The sequence below is a fragment of the Nocardioides marmorisolisilvae genome, from assembly GCF_003725775.1.
GTDB classification, from domain to species: domain Bacteria; phylum Actinomycetota; class Actinomycetes; order Propionibacteriales; family Nocardioidaceae; genus Marmoricola; species Marmoricola marmorisolisilvae.
Genome location: NZ_RJSG01000002.1, coordinates 1,042,644 through 1,060,702 on the forward strand (window position 1 = coordinate 1,042,644; position 18,059 = coordinate 1,060,702).

At 66.7% G+C, this 18,059-nt stretch carries 21 protein-coding genes; 10 read left to right on the plus strand and 11 right to left on the minus strand.

From position 1 onward, the window contains the following. Window positions 1–207 precede the first annotated feature (207 nt). A complete protein-coding gene (locus tag EFL95_RS09015; protein WP_123233661.1) occupies window positions 208–864 on the minus strand; it encodes a DUF2510 domain-containing protein in 657 nt (218 codons plus the stop codon). Between the two features lie 28 nt (window positions 865–892). Between EFL95_RS09015 and EFL95_RS09020 the strand changes: the two genes are divergently transcribed. The 5 genes from EFL95_RS09020 (at window position 893) to EFL95_RS09040 (ending at window position 4,387) form a co-directional block, all read left to right on the plus strand. Beyond that, a complete protein-coding gene (locus EFL95_RS09020) occupies window positions 893–2,002 on the plus strand; it encodes a tyrosine-type recombinase/integrase (protein ID WP_148045019.1) in 1,110 nt (369 codons plus the stop codon). Between the two features lie 92 nt (window positions 2,003–2,094). Then, window positions 2,095–2,355 (plus strand): type II toxin-antitoxin system Phd/YefM family antitoxin, encoded by a 261-nt coding sequence (locus EFL95_RS09025; RefSeq protein WP_183407108.1) that lies wholly within the window; start codon window positions 2,095–2,097, stop codon window positions 2,353–2,355. 4 nt (window positions 2,356–2,359) lie between these two features. Further along, window positions 2,360–2,599 (plus strand): type II toxin-antitoxin system RelE family toxin, encoded by a 240-nt coding sequence (locus EFL95_RS09030; protein WP_123233664.1) that lies wholly within the window; start codon window positions 2,360–2,362, stop codon window positions 2,597–2,599. Further along, window positions 2,596–4,170, plus strand: coding sequence for a tetratricopeptide repeat protein (locus EFL95_RS09035; RefSeq protein ID WP_123233665.1), 1,575 nt, complete (start codon window positions 2,596–2,598; stop codon window positions 4,168–4,170). Before EFL95_RS09030 ends, EFL95_RS09035 begins: the two co-directional genes overlap by 4 nt. Further along, entirely contained in the window at window positions 4,163–4,387 is a 225-nt protein-coding gene (locus EFL95_RS09040; RefSeq protein WP_123233666.1) for a DUF2188 domain-containing protein, read from the plus strand. The genes EFL95_RS09035 and EFL95_RS09040 overlap by 8 nt, the downstream gene beginning before the upstream one ends. Before the next feature lie 109 nt (window positions 4,388–4,496). Here the strand turns inward: EFL95_RS09040 and EFL95_RS09045 are convergent, their stop codons facing one another. From EFL95_RS09045 to EFL95_RS19215, 6 genes are all read right to left on the minus strand, one after another. Next, the gene (locus tag EFL95_RS09045) at window positions 4,497–6,881 is read right to left on the minus strand and encodes a phage tail length tape measure family protein (RefSeq protein ID WP_148045020.1); all 2,385 of its coding nucleotides are present in this window, start codon (window positions 6,879–6,881) and stop codon (window positions 4,497–4,499) included. Continuing rightward, complete coding sequence (locus EFL95_RS09050; RefSeq protein WP_123233668.1) at window positions 6,874–7,164, minus strand: hypothetical protein; 291 nt, start codon at window positions 7,162–7,164, stop codon at window positions 6,874–6,876. The genes EFL95_RS09045 and EFL95_RS09050 overlap by 8 nt, the downstream gene beginning before the upstream one ends. Continuing rightward, a complete protein-coding gene (locus EFL95_RS19205) occupies window positions 7,161–7,634 on the minus strand; it encodes a hypothetical protein (RefSeq protein WP_148045021.1) in 474 nt (157 codons plus the stop codon). The genes EFL95_RS09050 and EFL95_RS19205 overlap by 4 nt, the downstream gene beginning before the upstream one ends. After that, entirely contained in the window at window positions 7,631–8,632 is a 1,002-nt protein-coding gene (locus EFL95_RS09060; RefSeq protein ID WP_123233670.1) for a hypothetical protein, read from the minus strand. Before EFL95_RS09060 ends, EFL95_RS19205 begins: the two co-directional genes overlap by 4 nt. After that, complete coding sequence (locus EFL95_RS19210; protein WP_148045022.1) at window positions 8,629–8,949, minus strand: helix-turn-helix domain-containing protein; 321 nt, start codon at window positions 8,947–8,949, stop codon at window positions 8,629–8,631. Before EFL95_RS19210 ends, EFL95_RS09060 begins: the two co-directional genes overlap by 4 nt. Before the next feature lie 104 nt (window positions 8,950–9,053). Beyond that, complete coding sequence (locus EFL95_RS19215) at window positions 9,054–9,275, minus strand: hypothetical protein (protein WP_148045023.1); 222 nt, start codon at window positions 9,273–9,275, stop codon at window positions 9,054–9,056. A gap of 638 nt (window positions 9,276–9,913) precedes the next feature. Here EFL95_RS19215 and EFL95_RS09065 point away from each other — a divergent pair. Next, window positions 9,914–10,348, plus strand: a complete 435-nt coding sequence (locus EFL95_RS09065) for a hypothetical protein (RefSeq protein ID WP_123233671.1) — start codon at window positions 9,914–9,916, stop codon at window positions 10,346–10,348. A gap of 916 nt (window positions 10,349–11,264) precedes the next feature. Here EFL95_RS09065 and EFL95_RS09075 read toward each other — a convergent pair. The 4 genes from EFL95_RS09075 to EFL95_RS09090 all read right to left on the minus strand — a co-directional run bounded on the left by EFL95_RS09075 (window position 11,265) and on the right by EFL95_RS09090 (window position 13,741). Then, window positions 11,265–11,477: a helix-turn-helix domain-containing protein gene (locus EFL95_RS09075; RefSeq protein WP_123233673.1), complete on the minus strand. Its 213-nt coding sequence runs from the start codon at window positions 11,475–11,477 to the stop codon at window positions 11,265–11,267. A gap of 115 nt (window positions 11,478–11,592) precedes the next feature. Further along, a complete protein-coding gene (locus EFL95_RS09080; protein WP_183407109.1) occupies window positions 11,593–11,871 on the minus strand; it encodes a hypothetical protein in 279 nt (92 codons plus the stop codon). A gap of 92 nt (window positions 11,872–11,963) precedes the next feature. Then, a complete protein-coding gene (locus tag EFL95_RS09085; protein WP_221176355.1) occupies window positions 11,964–13,082 on the minus strand; it encodes a tyrosine-type recombinase/integrase in 1,119 nt (372 codons plus the stop codon). 233 nt (window positions 13,083–13,315) lie between these two features. Beyond that, a complete protein-coding gene (locus EFL95_RS09090; RefSeq protein ID WP_123233675.1) occupies window positions 13,316–13,741 on the minus strand; it encodes an SRPBCC family protein in 426 nt (141 codons plus the stop codon). 51 nt (window positions 13,742–13,792) lie between these two features. On the opposite strand from EFL95_RS09090, the gene EFL95_RS09095 reads away from it, so the two are divergent. The 4 genes from EFL95_RS09095 to EFL95_RS09110 all read left to right on the plus strand — a co-directional run bounded on the left by EFL95_RS09095 (window position 13,793) and on the right by EFL95_RS09110 (window position 18,045). Then, window positions 13,793–14,887 (plus strand): NAD(P)H-dependent amine dehydrogenase family protein, encoded by a 1,095-nt coding sequence (locus EFL95_RS09095; RefSeq protein WP_123233676.1) that lies wholly within the window; start codon window positions 13,793–13,795, stop codon window positions 14,885–14,887. After that, window positions 14,884–15,366 carry a carboxymuconolactone decarboxylase family protein gene (locus EFL95_RS09100; RefSeq protein WP_123233677.1) on the plus strand — a complete coding sequence of 161 codons (483 nt, stop codon included), beginning with the start codon at window positions 14,884–14,886 and terminating at the stop codon, window positions 15,364–15,366. The genes EFL95_RS09095 and EFL95_RS09100 overlap by 4 nt, the downstream gene beginning before the upstream one ends. A 130-nt stretch (window positions 15,367–15,496) precedes the next feature. Beyond that, complete coding sequence (thrS, locus tag EFL95_RS09105) at window positions 15,497–17,497, plus strand: threonine--tRNA ligase (protein WP_123233678.1); 2,001 nt, start codon at window positions 15,497–15,499, stop codon at window positions 17,495–17,497. Between the two features lie 2 nt (window positions 17,498–17,499). Then, on the plus strand, window positions 17,500–18,045 hold the full coding sequence (locus EFL95_RS09110) for an HIT family protein (RefSeq protein ID WP_246004871.1): 546 nt from the start codon (window positions 17,500–17,502) through the stop codon (window positions 18,043–18,045). The last annotated feature ends 14 nt before the right edge of the window (window positions 18,046–18,059 follow it).

Below are 18,059 nucleotides of genomic sequence, written 5' to 3' on the forward strand. Positions count from 1 at the left end.
AGAGCGTTCCGGGCCGGCCGGACACTGTCTTAGGACGAACGATCATCCCGCGCATTACGCAGGTTCGGCGACCAGTTTCGCGGCATACGCTGGAAGGGCCTGGCCGTCACCAGCGGCCCCGAGCGCCGTGGGCGTTGTGACGCGCATCAGGTGGCTGCCCTCGGTGGGTCCCCAGATCGCCATGGCGGTCTACGCCTGGCCAGCGATCTAGTCGGCTTGCGCCTCGCCGACGGTGTCGATGATCTTCACGACTGCCTTGCAGTCCTCGTCGCCGGCCGTGTAGCTCTGGTGGGCGTCGATCTGGCCGACGGTGGCAGGCTTTTCGATCCCTACTCGTCGCGAACGTCCGGGCTGGATGGTGACTCTCTTCGAGGCCTTGATCGACTGGCCGCCGGCGAGGTACCAGACGGCGTCGAGCTCGTAGACGGTGGTGATGTTGCCGGTGTTCTCGATCGATGCGTCGGCGGTGAATTTGTACGGATCGAGCAGGTAGTCGCAGCCGGACTGGTACGAGCCGTCGGGAGACGGGTCCGCTGCCGGCTCGGGTTCAGGGGTGTCAGTGTCCTCGGTCGGCGTCGACTCAGGTGTCTTCTCTGCGAGCGATCCGATCGGAGTCTTGCTTGAGTCGTCGCCGCCGCTGGCAGCAGCCGCCCCGATCGCGACTCCGATGCCGATTCCGACCACCAGCGCCATAGGGCCCACGAGCCCGGCGTGGCGGTACCAGGCTGCCCGGCGTACTGCTGCAACCGGCGGCGGAGCTGGTGCCGCTGGCCTGACCTGCTCGGTCCATTCGGCGCCGTTCCAGTAGCGTTCCTGGCCCGGAGCGCGAGGGTCGGGATGCCATCCCGCGGGTGCGGTCGTCATGCGGGCAGCGTAGGTCGGGATCCTGCTCGTGTCAGCGCGTCGACGATTCTCTGGTCCCACCGGCGGGGATCAAGATGTCATGACCGAACAAATCAGGCTTTCCGACGCCTGCGAACAGTTCCTGACCTGGCGCAAGACCAACCTCGCAGATGAGACCTGGCGCAGCTACCGCAGCGCGCTCGGCCTGTTCCTCCAGGTGACAGGAGATGTCATGGTCTCCGGCTTGCGACCCGACCACATCGAGCGCTTCTTGGCTGAACGTCGACGACCGCACGTCGATCGCCGCGGGAGATCCATGCCTCCGATCGGGCCGGCCGGCTACAACCAGTACCTGGGCGCGCTCGGCGTGTTCTCGAAGTGGCTCCTGCGACACGCCATGGTCTCGGTGGACCTCACCGCCGGGATCGAGCGGATTCGCGCGAGGAGACCGATCAAGCGGCGCCTGGATCCGGAACAGATCATCGCCCTGCTGGACGCAGCGCCGGCGCGGGATCGAATGCTATTCAGCCTTGCGTTCTTCGCCGCCCTCCGCGCCACCGAGGCCACCAGTCTGCGGATCGGCGACGTGGACCTGGCCTCGAACACGCTCCGGGTGCAGGTCTGGAAGACGCACCAAGAGGACGACTTCCCGATCGGGCCAGAGCTGCGGGCCCAGCTCGACGCCTGGCTGCCGTTCTACGAGGCGTCCGTGCGGCGCTCGTGGTCCCGCGATCTCGAGCCCGCCGACTTCCTCGTCCCGGCACTGACGCCGCACCGGTACAGCTGGCAGGTCGTCGACGGCGTCAAGTCGCGCGACGCCTGGATCCAGACCTTTGAGCCCGGGCGCCCGGTACGGATGCCGTACCAGCTGGTGAAGCGCGCGCTCAAGCGGATCGGCCTCTCGGCCGAGGGCGAAGGGATGCACATCCTGCGCCGTTCAGCGGCGCGGATCATGTTCGACAAGCTCATCGAGGAGAGCAAGTACGAGAACGCTCTCCGGATCGTCATGGCGGCCCTGCACCACACGACGTCGTCCACCACCGAGCAGTACATCGGCCTCACGACCGAACAGCGATCACGTGACCAGTTCCTCCGAACGACTCCTCTGCTTGCTGATGCGCTGACGCCAGGGGTGATCAACGCCGTCCTTAGTTCATGAACTGTCGGTTGCGGCTTCGTAGTTTGCGGAGAGATCCAGGAGTGAATACGAATGGATTTGGAGTTTTGTACAAAAGTTCGTACGATTTCATCATGACTGCCGACACTCCAAACCTGACTGGCGTTCCCACCCTGCCGATCGCTGAAGCACGAGAGAACTTCCGAAGCTTGATCGACGAGGTCTCGCAGACCGGAGCTGGCTACACCATCACCCGACACGGGAAGCCCGTGGCGGTGCTCATCGCTCACGACGAGTACGAGTCCTTGATCGAGACCCTGAACATCCTCAGCGACGACGACGCCATGGACGCAATCGCCGAGGCTGAGGCCGAGACCCGACAGGCGGACAACTGACCCGATGACAGAACTGAGCAAGCGCGCGATCAGGGACCTCGATGCCATGACCCCGGCACTCCGGGACAAGGCGGAAGCCCTGATCGCGCGCCTCGAAGCCGAGCCGGCACTCGGCAAGAAGTTGAAGGGCAAGCTCGAGGGCAAGCGCTCGATCTGGCTCGGACGTACCCACCGGATCATTTACGAGACGGACCCGCTCGTCTTCGTCCTGACGATCCCCCAGCGGAGGGATGCCTACCGGTGACCGACGGACCCTGGGCCAACGAGGCCGAGCGCAGACTGATGATCCGCGCAGTCGCCAAGATGAGCGACACCTGCGAGATGCCGGACCTGACCCCGGACTGCCCGTTCTTCGAGATCGGTTCGTCTGGACCGGAGTGCGCCGAGCAGTGCCGCGATCTGATGGAGCGATACCCGGAGGACCACGCGTCGGCTTCTACCGGGCACGACCTTGGTCACGCGTCCCTCGATGCTGTCCAGCGGCGCCGACCACGTCGCGCCCCCCGAACCGCAGAAGTTCATGCGTTCGACGCACGTAGGCGCCTGCTCTCCGACATCGGGAAGCCGCTTTCAGAGTGGACCTTCACGTCCATCTTGATGGTGCTCAAGGACCGTGCGGTGGCTCTTGGCTCTGAGGGTCATGGCGCCAACGTGGCCGTTTCAGACCTGCTGGACGCGATCACCGATCGCGGCATGAACCCCGATGCAATTATCCCGGCGGCTTTCGCGCTCCCTCGTGCCGCCCGCGTGGCCGTCGCGATCCTCGCCGACAAAGAGCTGGCTGCCATCGACGCTTCCGAGCTCAGCAAGTCCTTCAAGAAGCTCATCGCATCGGGCAAGGCCTGGGCTCCTGTGCTGCGCGACTTCCTGGGTCATCCCGAAGACAGTGACCCGGCGACGATCGTCACCGACCCTAGGACTGTCTCGACACTGACCAACTGGTTCCGCAGTCGCGGTGCGGCAGGAATCTTCTCCGATGACGTCCCCTCGCTCGAAGAGCTACGGCTGGTCGAGGACCTGCCGGCGATCAGCAAGGTGGCGCTTCACGACGCGCGGTGGATGCTCGACCGGTTCACCGAGACCTACGCCGACGGCTGGGCTTACGACTCTCTTCTCAGCGAGTACAGGTATCTGCTCTCGAACCGCGCCGGATGCGCCCCGTCGGCGATCATGAAGGAGAACCATCACGAGGCCGCCAAGATCGCCGAGATGATCGCGGTGAAGGCCAGCGATGGAGCGTCTTCTGCGCAGGAAGACAGCAGCACGGTCAACGTCTCTCTGTTCACCGCAGTAGCCGTACAGCGCCTCAACGCCGGTAAACGCGCAGAGGCGGCAGCCGTCTACCGGGCGCTTGCGCAGGTGAAACCGGACGACGCGGAGGTGCTCAACAACCTCGGCTTCTGCCAGATCATCGACAACCCGCCCGATGCGATCCGCGCGCTGAAGCGCAGCGCAACACTGTCGCCTGCAACCGGCCTCGGCACCGTGACCCTCCTCAATCTGGCACTAGCGCACCACCGCGTCGGCGAAAACGCCGACGCTCAGCGCTACCTCGCTGAGGTCTACGAGCGCCCCGATCTTGGCGACAGCGCCTTCATGTGGGCGGTGGACGACGGCGAGCCACGAGTCGAGCTGGTCGTTCTCGCTGAGTACGCGAGTGCGCTCACGACCCACATCGACGAGTGCGTAGCCGGGTGCAGGGAGAGGCAATCGATCGCGCTCACTGCCGACGTCGTATGGCTTCCGCGCGCAAAAGAAGGCAACCGCGCGATTGACGAGAACGAGACCGACGAGGGAGGTGAAAAGCATGGCTAAGGGCGACATCAGCACGTACCACGAGGACGGCCAGTGGAAGAACAAGGTCGAGGGCAGCTCCCGGGCGGCCAACGTCCACGACACCAAGGCTGAGGCGCAGTCCAAAGGCCGGGACATGGCGCGAGACCGACATGTCGAACACACGATCCGGAACATGGACGGCAAGATCGGCGAGAAGAACAGTTACGGGAACGACCCTCGTAACATCAAGGGCTGAACCATGCGAGCGCTCGAGCGGAGACCCCGACCACCCCACGCGGCCGGGGTCTCTTGCTGTCCGCAGAGCGCCTACGCTGATCTCACCGCGACCTCCTCGCGTTTCGGACTCATCCGCCGTAGGCCCTTCCTTGCATGGCGTCGATCTGGCGCTGTGCGCCGATCCGGGTGTCCGCGATCTCGGCGATCACGCCCTCGACGACCTGGCCGCCGATGAGCAGGGCGAGCCGGGTGCCGGCGAGGCTGACCGGTGCGTTCGAGGAGCTTGAGCCGACCTGGCCACCGCCGGCGAACCGGGGGAGCCGCATCTCGTTGATGGCCTTCATGAACGGCAGGCCGTAGTAGTCGACCGCGGCCGCGCGCTGAACGAACTCGCCGTTGCTCAACCAGGCTGGGATGCTGTCTGAGGTCGCTGTGCCCGGGCCGAAGATCGAGCCGCCGCCGGCCTTGTTGATCCGGTCCTGGAGCTCGCTGCGGTTCCGTGCGCCCTGGGCGATGACGATGTTGCGGCCGGCGACCTGGGCTGCGAGCAGGTCGAGCTTCAGCAGCCGCGCCTGCTCGCGGGCTTCCCGCATCCCGGGGGTGTCGACGTTGATCGCCTTGTTGGTGGGGATCTGGATCAGCTGGTCGGCGAGCTTCTTCGCCTCGCCCTTGGTGGCGCCCATGGACTCGGCGATCTTGATGAAGTCGTCACGGAATCCGGTGTAGGCGCCCTTGGCGTTCTTCACCGCGTTCGCCGAGCTGTTCCACTGGCCGGCGAGCTGGCCGAGCGCGTCGCGGTTCTTCAGGCCGGCCTCGGTGTTGATGTCCAGGGTGCGGGCGCCGTCGGCGGCTTCCTTGCGGGCGTCGCGCAGCTGCTGGGCCAGGGCGGTGGCGTCGTTGAACTGGCCGAGGAGAGCGTTGTGGCGCTTGTTCTCCGAGGCGATCAGCTTCTGGATCGAGGTGTTGGCCTTGTCGACCTCGGAGACGTAGGTGCCGGTTGCTGAGGCGGCCTGCTTGGTCGCGATCGTGTTGAGGTCTTCCTGGTGCTTCAGCTCGGAGATCTGGTCCTTGATCTGACGGACTTTCTCGTCCGCGGTCTTCCAGTCGCTGCCGAAGTCGAACGGTGTGACTGTGGAGCCGAAGACGTGGAATGTCGGCCCGAAGGCGTCGTCGACGATCTGCTGCTGCTTCTTCAGCTCCTCGTTAAGCCTGTCGATCTGGTCCGGGATCTTCGGCCCGGCGAGTGCCTCGAGGCGGTCGACGTACCGCGCGACGGCCTTGTCGTCCGGGGCTAGGGAGTCGAGCAGCTTGAACGAGCCAGCGAGGAGGGCGACGCTCCCGGCTGTCTTCGCGAACGTTCCGACCACAGCCCCTGACCCTGCGGCGGCGGCCTTCACGGCCGTGTATGACGCGGCCAGGCGCCCGTTGGCCGCGGTGGCTCCGGTCGCAGCGCCGATCTCCTGCCGATAGACCCCGACCATGAACGAGGTCCGAAGCGCCAGCGACGAGACAGCAGAGCCAGCTGCTGCCGCACCGGAGGCAAGGGACGTGGTGAGCCCCAGAGCCTGTGCAGCCTTGAACGCTGCGACAGCCCCGGCGGCCTCCTTGATCGGACCAGGCAGCCCGTCCCACGCATGAGCGAAGTCCTCGACAATCCCACCACCCGTGCGAAGAGTTGGGATCACCTCGTCCGAGGTCGCCTCGGCGGCCTTGTCCAGAACGGGCAGCAGGACGGTGCCGAGGGACTCCTCGAGGTTCTTGACCGAGACTCCGAGGCGGTCGAAGGCGGTGGCGTTGGCGCCGGCCGCGCCGCCGACGTTGTGCTCGACCTGGGTGAGGATGATCTTCTGGGCATCCAGGAGCCGGTTGCTGTCGACCAGGGCCTTGATCTGGGCCTTCTGGCCGGCGGTGAACTGGACGCCGGCGCGGCCGAGCGCGGTGATGCCCTTGACCGGGTCGTTGAGTGCCTTGCCGAGCTGCTTGACCGTGGAGTTCAGGTCGGTGCCGAGCACCGTGGACAGGTCGAGGCTGGCCTTGGTGGCGCGGTCGAAGATGTCGTTGCCGGCGCCGACCTCATTGCGGACCTTGCGGAAGGTGAGCAGGACGTTCTCGCCGGACTGGATGACCTCGTCGTCGATCGCCGCGTACTCGGACATCTGGTTGGCCAGCTCGTTGACCTGGCCTGCCGTGACGTGCGCTGCGCCGCCGGTGGTGGCGATCTCCTGGGCGGTGATCTTGGTGACCCGGATGGCCTGCTCGGACTCCTCGATGATGGAGTCGAAGAGCCGCTCGACACCGAGGCCGGCGACGATGCCGAGGCCGATCCCCGACAGGCCTTCCTTGAGGCCATGGCCGAGGCGGGTGGACATCGTCTTCGCGGCGGAGTCGCCAGCACGGCGGCCAATGTCGGCGCCTGCGCGCTCGAAGTCGCCGCCGGCCTGGCGGACGATCGACGCGCGGACGTTGCGCAGGACGGGCTCGACATCGAGTTCTGCGACGAGATCGTCAGCCAAGGTGGTCACCTCCCGCTAACAGTCGGAGGTTGATCAGGTCCTCGCGGGCCTGGGTGATCATCGCTCGAAGAAACTGAACGGCGTCCTGGTCCTTCTCCAGGAACAGCACGACGACCGTCCCGATCGCCAGGAAGGCGATCCCAGCAAGATCGGGCTCGGCAGCGAGAACCTCTCGAGGGTGTCGCGGGTCGGCGCGTTCGGGATCCAGAACCATTTGCGCGAGCTCGAGCATCCGGATCTTTGCCTCGCCATCGCTGATCGCGGCCCGCGCGAGACTATTCATGACTCATGCCCGCCCATGTCGGCGTCGCGGAGAACCAGCTCTGCGCTGTAGACCGCGGCCATGCCCTGCGCACGCGTAACAGCACCGTGGAAGGCCCTTGCTAGGAGCTCGTGGTCTTCACCTAGTTCCCGGGAGATCGACGCACGGAGCTCGGCCCCGAGGCACGCCGCGATCCAGCACAGCTCGACAGAGTCGGCCCCGGCGAGCAACTTGAGGGCAGCTTCGTCGTCACCGGCGGCAATGGCCTGGATGTAGAGGGCGGCTAGCCGCATTCCCGCGTATGCCTGGAGCTCGTCGTTCGAACTGACGGCGAGTTCGGCCGAGCTGTAGACCGACCGGGCGCCTCGGGACGGGTCGTCCGCCCCGCCGTTTCCCGAGGCGCCCGGCGAGCGTCGGCGCGCAGCTTGGAGCCGTCCGTCTAGGCCCCGAAGGAGAACCCAGCCGGCTCGAATCGCGCGCCAGATCGTCACGCTCGATACCCGTCCCGTGCGTCGAGCCTTTGGACGCCCTCTCGGATTGCCTGGAGTTCAGCTACGTGCTTCTCCTTCGCCTTCTTCTGCGCTGCGGCGATCGCCGCCTCGCGCTTGGCTTCTGCCTCCGCAGGAAACATCGAGTCGTAGGCCGAGTTGATTGCCTTCATCCGCGCGGGCGATGGGTTGAGCTTGTCCTGGTCCTTGCCGGTGACCCAGTCGGAAACGCGGATGAAGTACTCCTGGTTCGCCTCATGGTCGATATAGCCGGCGCCATTCACCGACTCTGTCTCGGCGATGACGAACCCGCCATCGCCCGAGAGGTCCTCGACCATCTGGAAGAGTTTCGCCCCATCGGCCTTGGCAGCCGCGTGACGGGCGTTCCATGGCAAGCGCAGCAGAATCGACGGGTCAGTTCCGGACGCGATGAACGCGGGGAGGTCACCGCCCGCCTTGAAGAGCTTCGGGACGGGTCCCTCTGTGAGGGCGGCCGCGTAGTCCATCGGAAGGGATTGCCGCGCGTCCTCGGCCAACGGGTTGCGGCCCCACGGGTCGATCCTGACGACCACGCCGCTGTTGAACATCGAGTCCATCTCGACTTCGCGGCCGGTAGCGGCTTGGGAAGTTGGGAGCGAGAGCTCAAGCCGCGGCCGCGTTAACTGCTCGGCTCGGCGCTGATTCATCTCCTCGAGGCGCGCGATGATCGCCGTCCCCAGCTTGTCGTGGGGCATGCCGGCCGGGAACCCCAGCATCTTCGCCATCTTTTCCTCAAACGGCAGTGCCTCGAACTCGGCCTCAGCTACACGCCGAGCCTGGGCGTCCTCGGCCACCTTCACGGCTCCAGCGGCGATCTCGTCCGCAGAAGCGTTGGGATCGAGTCCCAGCAGGTCGCGGATCCCAGCGGTCATCGCCACACGTTCGGGCGTGTGCATGTGGACGTCTGTGGCGGCGCTGTTCCCGTGGGCCTTGTCCGCCTTCGGCCTGTTGCGAAACCTCATGCTGATCTCCTTTCCTTTGCCAGTGCGGCGATCTCGTTGGCGTCGAACTTCCACCGGCCGCGGATTTTGCGGGCCGCCAGGAGCGAACCGTCCTCAGCCAGTCGGCGGCAGTGACGTGGTGAGATCCGTAGCGCTTCGCCTGCCTCCGTGCTGTTGATCCACGATGTTGCACCGACCGGCGTCGGGCGGACGTCCGCATGTCCGCCGTCGTCGGGATGCACTAGTCCGTTTAGAGCTACATACCGGCAGACGTCACGAATGTGGCGCAGCGATGGCGTCAGCGGTCGCTGCGCCGAGCGCTCGAGCTGGGCGGCCATGACGGCGACGATCGCGGCACCCTGTGCACTTAGCAGGACGCGGTCCGAAGAGATGGCGATCGCGAAGCCTTCCCAGGATCTAACCTCCGTCGCGGATGCGTTTGTCACCATTGCATTCCCGCCGGCCCCGGATGGCCGCGTGGTTCGTCATCGTTCTTCATCGGAAACGTGACGCCTGGGCGACGAATACCAACTCGGTGGTAGTTGTCCGGCGCGCCGAGTTCTTCGACGGCGAGGAACTGGAAGCAGTCTGGGCAGTAGACATGGTCTTGCTCGTTGATCAGGACGTCCTGACCCCAAAGGCGCACCAGACGGACACGGATCATTGCGGTGCCGTGGCCGGACCGGAGAGGAAGCCGTTGGTCATGCCAGGGCCGCGCCGAGGATTCAGGCGGTGGCCACGGATCAGACATTGGTCGCACCGCCTTCGACCGTTCCGACCAGGCGATACCCGCGGGTGTTCTTCGGTCTGAAGCGCCGAACCTGAACCCGCCAGGTGCGGCCGACCGTGCTGACTCGGGCTCCGGTCGAGCCCGCGACCACTCGGCACGTTGCGAAGTCGCCGTCGACTGCGACCACCTCGACTCGGAAGCCGGCGTATCGCCTGTCCGCGCTTTCCCAGAGCTGGCCAACCGCGACAGGTGGCGCTGCGGTGCAGCTGCGGCAGACCCGCTCAGCATCAGGCCGGGTTGTGGGCCCTGACCAGAGCAACTGGCCACATCGGGTGCACGGGATCGTCGGGCGCTTAGCCACGGCGGCCGCCTCGCACTGGCCGGGAGCTGCGATAGAAGAGCCAGAACCAACGTAGTTCCAGGTCCGATCGCGCTCCCAGGGTCTGCCGGGGGGAGAGGACCGGATAGTCCAGTGCACCGCTCGTTGGGGCGGTGGCTGGATTTCTTGGCGGTCCAGACAGCGCCTCGGAACCTTCGTCATCTGGCACTACGTGGGGATAGCGTCTAGCACCATGCCGGATGCTGTCTGGGCTGCGCTGATCTCGGCCGTTAGCGGTCTTGTGGTCTTGGTCGCAAAAGAGTCGATGGCGCGCGGCTCGAAGGCCGCGCGGACGCGCAACCAACTCATGGGTGACCTGGACCTTCTGGCCAAGGTCCCGGACGACATGGACGGCGCCGACCAGCTCAAGCAGAAGATCCAAGAACGGCTCGTTGAATACGCGACCCCGCCAACGCCCGCAGACACGGCCACCGATGTGCAGTCCACGGCGGTGTTGATGACGCTGGTTTCGCTGGCAGCTGGCAGTCTTGGCGCGGCGCTGATGGGCTGGGACACGAATGGATCCATGTTCTCGGCTGACACTTGGAAGCTCTTCGGGGTCGCGGCCGGAGTGGCTGTCCTGATGGCTGCCGGTTACGTGATCGCCCGGCGGGAAATCAAGCTGTAGGCGTGCGTGACTGAGTTCGCTCTTGTCGACGGCATTCGGTTCAGTCATCGTGGTTAGCCCTTTTCTTGAGGGGTGGCGGGGTGTGAGGGCATCCGGGGCAACACGAGCCGATTTCCGCGCGGCGTGCCCGGCAATGCGATGCCCTATCGCCGCAGGTCGGACAAGGCGCGAGCCACGGGCGACAGGTCGGACAAGGTCGCGGCAGGTCCGAGTTCGGGTCAAGAAGTCCGCCAGTGCATTCGTCGCACCCGGTCGTCATGCCGACTCCGCCGTTAGGTGGGTGCGCCCGCAGCAAGTGCCGTCGGGCGCGATCGGTGATCCGTTTGCGCACCGTAGCCGGGTCTGCCCCCCGTCCCGGCTCTGGGCCGGGACGGGCAGGACGGGGGAGTGTGACCCACTCTGTGACCCACGCGTCTTGTCACGCGTGACGGGATGTGTGACCAGCGCCCGGCACCGTGCGCCCGGGAGGCAGAGTGAGTGGTCGCCGGCGAGGTGCTTGCGACTTCGCCGCTTGCGCTCCTTCGTTGCATCTTGCCGGTCCCTCACGTCGGAGGCACTCTCTTGGTCGGACCAGTCGACCTGGTAGGCGCGGCCGTTCTCGACGAGCGTCACCCACCCTGCACTCTCGAGCTCGAGCAGCTCCGTCTCTGGGTCGGTCGAGTCGGTGAGGCGTCGCACAGCCCCAGCCGCGATTCGGCCGTCAGTGAGCATCCGGTTCGAGTAGACGATCAGCTCGATGAGGAGCATCCGTGCACTGCGCGAGATCTCGAGCAGTTCGGGGCGATCGGTGAAGTCGTCCGAGAGTTTCGTCCAGGTCATGTCACGCCGATCTGTCGGGGCGCCGTGACATGGTCAGCAGTGTTTTCGTAGGCGACCGCCCAGTTTCGCCCTGGGCGGTCGTTTGCGTTCGCGGGCATCAGGCCGCAGGACCGGCCGCAGGGATCGGCCGGAGGAGCGCGTCGAGCTCGTTCAGGTCGACTCGGATCACGCGCGGGCCCATGCGGTAGCCGGGCAACGAGCCGTCAGAGATTCGCCGGCGGATGGTCCGCGGGTTCACGTCGGCGTACTGGGCCGCGGCGGCGATCGTGACGAGCCGGCGCTTGTTGGTGGGGGAGTCCTTGGAAGCCATGAGGCCGCTCCTGGGGGTGGCTAAATCACACCCCACCGGGTAAGCGGGTCTGGCTGTGCGCTTCGTGTCCGGTAGCGCCTCGGGGTCACCGGAGCGGACTCTCGGTGACAGAACGTCACTCTAGGTCGCGCACGTCGATCGCCGTGTCCCCGACACGCAGGGCTTCGTGGAATCGCTGCTTGAAACGATCTTCGTTGACGAGCTGGTCGAGGGTCGGGCAGCTCGGACAGGTGATCCGCCAAGCGTGCTCGTCCCATCCGGGCAGTGACTCGTCGTCGAGCAGGTAGCTGGGTGGTTGAACCCAACGCCAGGTGTCCTCTCGAGCTGTCGATGACTGCAGGTGTCCGTCGAGGCTGGTGTATGCGGCGAGTACCTTGCCGCGCTCGGCGGCCATGATCTCCCCGCGGTCGTCCAGGTACAGGCTGATCAGAGCGCGCGGCTTGTGCGGAGGTCGGCGATCAGTGGTGCCACCAGAACAGACGAGCTTCATGCCTCGAGTCCATCGGCGAGCGCCGAGAGTCGGCGGGCGATCTCCATGTCTCGGTCTTGAGCTGCGTGCTGGTAGCGGAGCGCGGCTCCCGGTGTCGAGTGTCCGAGCCTGCCCATGAGCTCGGCCAAGGTTGCGCCGGTTTGCGCGGCCAGAACGGCGCCGGTGTGGCGGAGGTCGTGGAAGCGCAAGTCGGGTCGGCCGGCGGCGAGGCGGGCCGGGTAGTAGACGCGGTACAGGCTCGAGGGCTGCAGGTGGCCGCCGCCTCGAGCAGGGAACATGAGCGCACCTCTGCCTGGCGCGGCGTGCTTGAGCAGATGTTCGCGCACTAACGGCAGGAGATGTGGGGGGATCGCGACGTCGCGGATCGATGAGTCGGTCTTCGGCTTCTTGACGATCGTCTCGCCGGCCGCGCGCACCACGCCTCGGCGGATTCGGATGACACCGGTCTTGGTGTCGACGTCTTCGCGTCGGAGTTCTGCGAGCTCACCGAAGCGCATCGCGCACCAGGATGCGAGCAGGACCATGAGCCGGTAGCGCTCGGGCATCGCGTTCACGAGTTGCTCGAGCTCGGCGAGGGTGGCCGGTTCGACCTTCTTGGCGCGCTTGGCGTTGCCGGCGCCTCGGATGTGGCAGGGGTTGGCCGGGATCAGTCCGTCGCGCTCGGCCTGGCCGAGGATGGTGCGGAGCAGGCCGTAGGCGTGGCTTCGAAGCGTGGGTTTGTCGAGAGCCGTCGTCGAGTACCAGGCGCGCACCAGGTCGGGTGTGATGTGTCGGACGGCGAGGTCTTCGAAGGTAGGGAGGATCTGGCGATCTAGCAGTGCTCGGTAGTGGGCCCGGGTGCGGGCCTCGAGGGTGCGGCCGCCCAGCCACGCTTCGGCGTAGGTGCCGAAGCGGAGCTGCTTCCGAGGTCCTGCCGCCAGGGTGGGGTCCCAACTGTCACGGACGATGTCGGCGCGGACGGTGGCCAGCCAGGTCTCGGCGTCCCCGATCGTGTCGAAGGTTGTCGGCGCTGTGTGCGACCCCCCGTCGGGGCCGGTGTAGCGGGCCTGGACGCGGCCGCTCGGGAGTCGCCGGGTACTGCCGAAGCGGGCCTTGCTGCCCTTGGCGTTCGCCACCGGGGGAGTCCTCTCGTCGTGCCAGATACGTGCCAGATCGAGAGTAAAAGCGTGTCTTCCTGTGTCCATGAGCGACACGCGCTACTGTACGGTTTTAAGCGTGAAACTGCGGTGAAAACCCAGGTCAGGCCCAGTAACGCAAAGCCCTACGGAAACTGGTTCGAACCCAGTATCGCCCACCGCAGCACGAAGGCCCGGCCGAGACGGCCGGGCCTTCGTCGTTGGCGCGCAGGTCAGTCGGTGAGCTTCGGCAGGCCCTTGGCGAGCCCGGCCTGGAGCTGCTTCGCGACGATGCCGGCCATGCCGGGGATCTTGGAGTCGAAGCCGATCGTGTAGACGAGCTGGGTGCCGCCGTCCGCGGTGGGGGAGAGCTCTTGGCGGCCCCAGTGACCCTTGAGCGGGCTGCCCTTGGTGATGCGGTACTCGATGAGGGAGTACGGCTCGGCGGTCGTGGTGGTCTCCTCGAACGCCGGCAGCGGACCGATCTTGAGGCGGCGTACCGAGCCGGCGCCGTTGCGGGAGGTGGTGCCGTCGCTGAGGCGCGTGATGTTCGCGCCGAAGACCGGACCGAGGTTCTCGTGCTCGGCCAGCTTCTCGAAGACGGTCTGCGGGTCGGACTTGAAGACGTGCGTCACGCGGACGCGCTCAGGAGTAGCCATGCCTGGATCCTAGGACTAGAACACGTTCCACTTTCGTTCTATGGTCGACCCATGATCTCGACGGTCGTCTGGGGCACCGGAAACGTCGGACGGTTCGCCGTCCGGGCTGTCGCCGCGCACCCGGCCCTCGAGCTGACGGGTGTGATCGTGCACAACCCGGACAAGGTCGGACGCGACGCCGGCGAGCTCGCCGGGCTCGACCGCGACCTCGGCGTGGCCGCGACCGACGATGTCGACGCCGTGCTGGCGGCCGGGCCGCAGGCGATCGTGTACGCGGCTTCCGGTGACATCCGCCCCGATGACGCGCTGGCCGATGTCGAGCGCGCGATCAGGGCAGGGGCGGTCGTCGTGACCCCGGCGCTCTACGCGCTCTACGACCAGGCGAACGCGCCGGCCGAGATGCGCGACCGGTTACTGGCAGCCGTCGCCGAGGGAGGCGGCTCGCTCTTCGCCTCCGGTGTCGACCCGGGCTGGGGCAACGACGTGCTGCCGGTGCTGATCAGCGGTCTGGGCACCGAGATCGACGTGATCCGCTGCCAGGAGATCTTCGACTACACGACCTACGACCAGGAGGACTCGGTCCGCTACCTCGTCGGCATGGGGCAGCCGATGGAGTACGACGCCCCGATGATCGCGGCGACGGTGCCGACGATGGTCTGGGGCGGACAGGTCCGGATGATCGCCCGGGCCCTGGAGGTCGAGCTCGACGAGATCCGGGAGGTCGTCGAGCGCCGGCCGCTGGAGGCGACGGTGAACACCGAGGCCATGGGGGTCTTCGAGGCCGGCACGCAGGGCGCGATCCGGTTCGAGGTGCAGGGCATCGTGGGCGGCGAGCCGCTGATCGTCGTCGAGCACGTCACCCGCATCCACGCCTCCTGCGCCCCGGACTGGCCGGTGCCGCCGACCGGCGACGGCGCGCATCGCGTGATCATCGAGGGCGTGCCGCGCATCGAGGTCAGCGTCGAGGCCACCGATGAGAAGGGCAACCGCGCGGACGGCGGAAACGCCACCGCGGTCGGACGGCTCGTCGGCGCGATCGACTGGCTGGTCGCCGCCCACCCCGGTTTGTACGACGCACTGGACATCCCCCTACGACCGGCTGCCGGGCGACTCGGCGCGGCCGCACAACAGAGGAGCACGGCATGAGGATCGACATCCCCGAGGACAAGGACCCGATCAACTACGTCTGGGGCGAGATGGTTCCCGGCATCGGCATCGCCGCCTCGATGTTCGCGATGGCCGTCTACGAGCACAGCACGCTCGGCCTGCGCGAGTTCGAGGCTGCCCGGCTGAAGATCGCCCAGGTCAACGGTTGCCTGTTCTGCCTGGACTGGCGCACCGAGCGGGACGGGGAGAAGGTCGAGGAGGAGTTCGCCGAGGCCGTCACGAACTGGCGCACGACCGACCGCTTCGACGAGCGAACCCGCCTCGCCGCGGAGTTCGCCGAGCTCTACGCGACCGACCACCACGCCATCGACGACGCGTTCTGGGACCGGATGTTCGAGCACTACACCCAGGCAGAGACGGTCGAGCTGAGCATGTGCATCGGCTCGTGGATGGGCTTCGGTCGGCTCAACCGGATCTACGGCCTGGACGCCGCCTGCGTGCTGCCGACCCACCGGTGACGGGCCCTCGTCGGAGTCTCTGACCGATCTGGTCGTCCATGGGCAGGATGCTCAGCCATATTGGTGAGAATCGCGGAGAGTGACGTCGCTAGGCTTGCCCGGTCCGTTCCCTTCTCCTCCAGGAGCACCTGTGTCCGACGTACTCGTCACCGTGATCAGCCCAGCCGGCAAGGCCGAGCAGGCGGTCACCACGGGCACGAAGGCCTGGGAGCTCTTCAAGGACGAGCCGGACGTGATCGCGGCGAGGGTTTCGACAGCCTCAACCAGCGAAGCCTCGCTCAAGGACCTCGCCTACGAGCTCGCTGACGGTGACGAGGTCGAGGGCGTGCTGATCGAAAGCGCGGACGGCCACGACATCCTGCGGCACTCGACCGCGCACGTGATGGCCCAGGCGGTCCAGGACCTGTTCCCGGACGCCAAGCTCGGCATCGGCCCGCCGGTGGAGAACGGCTTCTACTACGACTTCGACGTCGAGACCCCGTTCGTGCCCGAGGACCTCGCGAAGATCGAGACCCGGATGCGCAAGATCATCAAGGACAACCAGCGGTTCTCCCGCCGTCCGGTCTCCGACGACGACGCCCGCGTGGAGCTTGCCGACGAGCCGTACAAGCTCGAGCTGATCGGTCTCAAGGGCTCGGCCGCCGAGGCTGCCGAGGGTGCCGACGCCGAGGTCGGTGCCGGCGAGCTGACCATCTACGACAACCTCGACCGCAACGGCGAGGTCGCCTGGAAGGACCTCTGCCGCGGTCCGCACCTGCCGACCACCAAGCGGATCCCGGCCTTCAAGCTGATGCGGAGCGCTGCTGCGTACTGGCGCGGCAACGAGAAGAACAAGCAGCTGCAGCGCATCTACGGCACCGCCTGGGAGTCCAAGGAGGCGCTCGAGGAGCACCTGCACCGGATCGAGGAGGCCGAGCGCCGGGACCACCGCAAGCTCGGCCGCGACCTGGACCTGTTCAGCTTCCCCGACGAGATCGGCTCCGGTCTCGCGGTCTTCCACCCGAAGGGCGGCGTGCTGAAGCGCGTCATGGAGGACTACGTCCGCCAGCGCCACATCGAGGAGGGCTTCGAGTACGTCGGCACTCCGCACATCACCAAGGACCAGCTCTTCTACACCTCGGGTCACCTGCCGTACTACGCGGACACCATGTTCCCGCCGATGGAGTTCGAGGGCTCGAACTACATGGTGAAGCCGATGAACTGCCCGATGCACAACCTGATCTACCGCTCCCGCGGTCGGTCCTACCGCGAGCTCCCGCTGCGCCTGTTCGAGTTCGGCTCGGTCTACCGGTACGAGAAGTCCGGAGTGGTGCACGGCCTGACCCGCGTGCGCGGTCTGACCCAGGACGACTCGCACTCCTACGTCACCGCCGAGCAGGCGCCCGGCGAGATCAAGCACCTGCTGAACTTCGTGCTGGGTCTGCTCAAGGACTTCGGTCTCGACGACTTCTACCTCGAGCTCTCCACCCGCGACGACTCCAAGCCCGACAAGTTCGTCGGCTCGGACGAGGACTGGGCGATCGCGACCAAGGTGCTCGAGGACGTCTGCATCGAGTCCGGTCTCGAGCTCGTGCCCGACCCGGGTGGTGCTGCGTTCTACGGGCCGAAGGTCTCCGTGCAGGCCCGTGACGCGATCGGTCGCACCTGGCAGATGTCGACCATCCAGTACGACTTCAACCAGCCGGCCCGCTTCGGCCTGGAGTACAACGGTGCCGACGGCCAGAAGCACCAGCCGGTGATGATCCACTCCGCGAAGTTCGGCTCGCTCGAGCGCTTCTTCGGGGTCCTCGTCGAGCACTACGCCGGCGCGTTCCCGCCCTGGCTGGCGCCGGTGCAGGTGCAGGCGATCCCGGTCGCCGACACCTTCGCCGACTACCTGTACGACGTCGCGGCGAAGATGAAGGCGCAGGGTCTGCGCGTCGAGGTCGACGACTCCGACGACCGGATGCAGAAGAAGATCCGCAACGCCCAGCTCCAGAAGGTGCCGTTCATGATGATCGCCGGCGCCGACGACGTGGAGGCAGGTGCGGTGTCCTTCCGCTACCGCGACGGACGCCAGGACAACGGGGTGCCGATCGACGAGGCCATCGCCCGGGTCGCGGCTGCGGTCGCCGACCGGATCCAGGTCTGACCGTGACGGATCCGGAGCAGGTCCACCAGGACGGCGTCGGCGAGCCCGACCAGCTGGAGAGGCTCTGGACGCCGCACCGGATGGCCTACATCCGCGGGGAGAGCAAGCCGGCCGACGACACCGAGGACGAGTGCCCGTTCTGCCGGATCCCACGTCTGGCGGACGAGGACGGGTTGGTCGTGCACCGGGGAAACACGGCGTACGTGGTGCTGAACCTGTACCCGTACAACTCCGGTCACCTGATGGTCTGCCCGTTCCGCCACGTCGCCGACTACACCGACCTCACCGAGGCGGAGACCCACGAGGTCGCCGCGCTGACCCAGACCGCGATGCGCACGATCCGGGCCGTCAGCGGCGCCCAGGGCTTCAACCTCGGCATGAACCAGGGTCCGATCGCCGGTGCCGGGATCGCCGCGCACCTGCACCAGCACGTGGTGCCGCGCTGGTCCGGGGACGCCAACTTCATGCCGGTGATCGGGCGCACCAAGCCGCTGCCGCAGCTGCTCACCGAGACCCGGAGCCTGCTCGCGGAGGCCTGGCCGACCTAGCGGCTCACGGGCCG

Bases quoted from the DNA above. Each gene is read 5' to 3' on its own strand.
- EFL95_RS09100 (WP_123233677.1), top strand. From the start codon at position 14,884: ATGAGGATCGACATCCCCGAGGACAAGGACCCGATCAACTACGTCTGG.
- EFL95_RS09080 (WP_183407109.1), bottom strand. From the start codon at position 11,871: ATGGCCGCCGAGCGCGGCAAGGTACTCGCCGCATACACCAGCCTCGAC.
- EFL95_RS09025 (WP_183407108.1), top strand. From the start codon at position 2,095: ATGACTGCCGACACTCCAAACCTGACTGGCGTTCCCACCCTGCCGATC.
- EFL95_RS09015 (WP_123233661.1), bottom strand. From the start codon at position 864: ATGACGACCGCACCCGCGGGATGGCATCCCGACCCTCGCGCTCCGGGC.
- EFL95_RS19210 (WP_148045022.1), bottom strand. From the start codon at position 8,949: ATGGCCGCCCAGCTCGAGCGCTCGGCGCAGCGACCGCTGACGCCATCG.
- EFL95_RS09030 (WP_123233664.1), top strand. From the start codon at position 2,360: ATGACAGAACTGAGCAAGCGCGCGATCAGGGACCTCGATGCCATGACC.
- EFL95_RS09090 (WP_123233675.1), bottom strand. From the start codon at position 13,741: ATGGCTACTCCTGAGCGCGTCCGCGTGACGCACGTCTTCAAGTCCGAC.
- EFL95_RS19215 (WP_148045023.1), bottom strand. From the start codon at position 9,275: ATGATCCGTGTCCGTCTGGTGCGCCTTTGGGGTCAGGACGTCCTGATC.
- EFL95_RS09065 (WP_123233671.1), top strand. From the start codon at position 9,914: ATGCCGGATGCTGTCTGGGCTGCGCTGATCTCGGCCGTTAGCGGTCTT.
- EFL95_RS09040 (WP_123233666.1), top strand. From the start codon at position 4,163: ATGGCTAAGGGCGACATCAGCACGTACCACGAGGACGGCCAGTGGAAG.
- EFL95_RS09095 (WP_123233676.1), top strand. From the start codon at position 13,793: ATGATCTCGACGGTCGTCTGGGGCACCGGAAACGTCGGACGGTTCGCC.
- EFL95_RS09050 (WP_123233668.1), bottom strand. From the start codon at position 7,164: ATGAATAGTCTCGCGCGGGCCGCGATCAGCGATGGCGAGGCAAAGATC.
- EFL95_RS09060 (WP_123233670.1), bottom strand. From the start codon at position 8,632: ATGAGGTTTCGCAACAGGCCGAAGGCGGACAAGGCCCACGGGAACAGC.
- EFL95_RS09075 (WP_123233673.1), bottom strand. From the start codon at position 11,477: ATGGCTTCCAAGGACTCCCCCACCAACAAGCGCCGGCTCGTCACGATC.